Consider the following 1,538-nt stretch of genomic DNA (forward strand, 5'->3'; position numbering starts at 1 on the left):
TGCCGGTGCGGCCGAAGCCGGTGATGACCTCGTCGACGACGAACAGGATGTCCAGCTCGCGCGCCGCGTCGGCCATCGCCTTCAGCCAGCCTGGCGGCGGCACGATGACGCCGCCGGAACCCTGGATGGGCTCGCAGAAGAAGGCGGCGACGTTCTCCGCGCCAAGCTCGGCGACCTTGGTGCGCAGCGAGGTGACGGAGGCGGCGATCAGCGCCTGCGCGTCGGCGCCGTTCTCATGGCGGTAGGGGTTGGGTGACGGGATGTGGTGCTGCGTGGCCAACGGCAGGTCGAAGCCGCGGTGGAAGACCGGCAGCGCGGTCAGCCCCGCGCCGGTCGAGGACGAGCCGTGATAGCCCCGCTGCAGCGCGATGAAGTGCTTCTTGGTGGGCCGGCCGGTGTTGTTGTAGTACTGGACGATGAAGCGCACGGCGGCGTCGACCGATTCCGAGCCGCCCAGCGTCAGGTAAGCGCGGGTCAGCGAGGCCGGCGTGATCTCGACCAGCTTGGCCGCCAGGCGAATGGCCGGCTCGCTGGCGAAATGGAAGTAGCCGGTCGCATAGGGCAGGCGGCGCATCTGCTCGACGGCGGCCTGCACGACGCTCTCCTGGCCGTAGCCGACGTTGACGCACCACAGGCCCGCGAAGGCGTCGAGCAGTTCGCGCCCCTGGGCATCCTGCAGCCAGACGCCGTGGCCTGAGCTCAGCACCATCGGGCCGCGCTCCTCGTGCCGGCGCCACGGTGCCACGGGGTGGATGAGATGCGCGCGGTCCAGGCCGGCCAGCGCAGCGTGCTGTTCCGGGGTGGTGATGGCGGCTCGGGCGGCGGTTTGGGCGAGGGGGAGGGCGGTCATGAGCAGCGTGTTGCAGTGGATGGCTGACGCTCAGTTTGGGCGTTCGGCCTCGCCGGTGCGTGCTGCATTGGCCGCTCGCGGCAGCGTCTTGCGCTGAACTGAGGGCCGTCACGGCAGAAGCTGCCGCTCGCGTTCAATAGCCTTTGCCGCGGTCCACCAGGCCCACCAGCGGCAGGCCCGCTTCGAAGCGCCGCAGGTTGTCCAGCACCACCGCAGCCGCGGTATCCGGCTGCGTCATGCTGGCGATGTGCGGCGTGATCTGCACGCGCGGATGGCGCCACAGCGGGTCGTCCGCCGGCAGGGGCTCAGGGTCGGTCACGTCGAGCACGGCTTCACCGAGGCGACCATCGTCGAGGGCGCGCAACAGGTCCGCGCTCACCAGCTGCGGGCCGCGGCCGACGTGAACCAGCGCCGCGCCGCGCGGCAGCACGTCGAACAAAGTGCTGTTCAGCAGGCCGCGCGTCGCGTCGGTCAGCGGCAGCAGGCAGACGAGGATGTCGCTGCGGCGCAGGAAATCCGTCCGCTCCGCCTCGCCGGCAAAGCACCGCAAGCCGTCAATGCTGCGCGGGCTGCGGCTCCAGCCGGCACAGTCGAAGCCCAGGCCACGCAGCGCCTGTAGCACGGCTTCGCCCAGCGAGCCCAACCCCAGCACGCCGACGCGGCACTGCGCTGCGGTGCGCACCGGCAG

2 protein-coding genes are annotated in these 1,538 nt (G+C 71.1%); both read right to left on the reverse strand.

All coding sequences use genetic code 11. The features are described from left to right. On the reverse strand, positions 1–850 hold an 850-nt coding region (locus ACXJKR_RS32175; RefSeq protein ID WP_457326315.1), incomplete at its 3' end, for an aminotransferase class III-fold pyridoxal phosphate-dependent enzyme. A 133-nt stretch (positions 851–983) separates the two neighbouring features. Continuing rightward, the coding region (locus tag ACXJKR_RS32180) for an NAD(P)-dependent oxidoreductase (protein WP_457326316.1) at positions 984–1,538 on the reverse strand (555 nt) is incomplete at its 5' end.

Source organism: Roseateles sp. P5_E11, assembly GCF_054049355.1.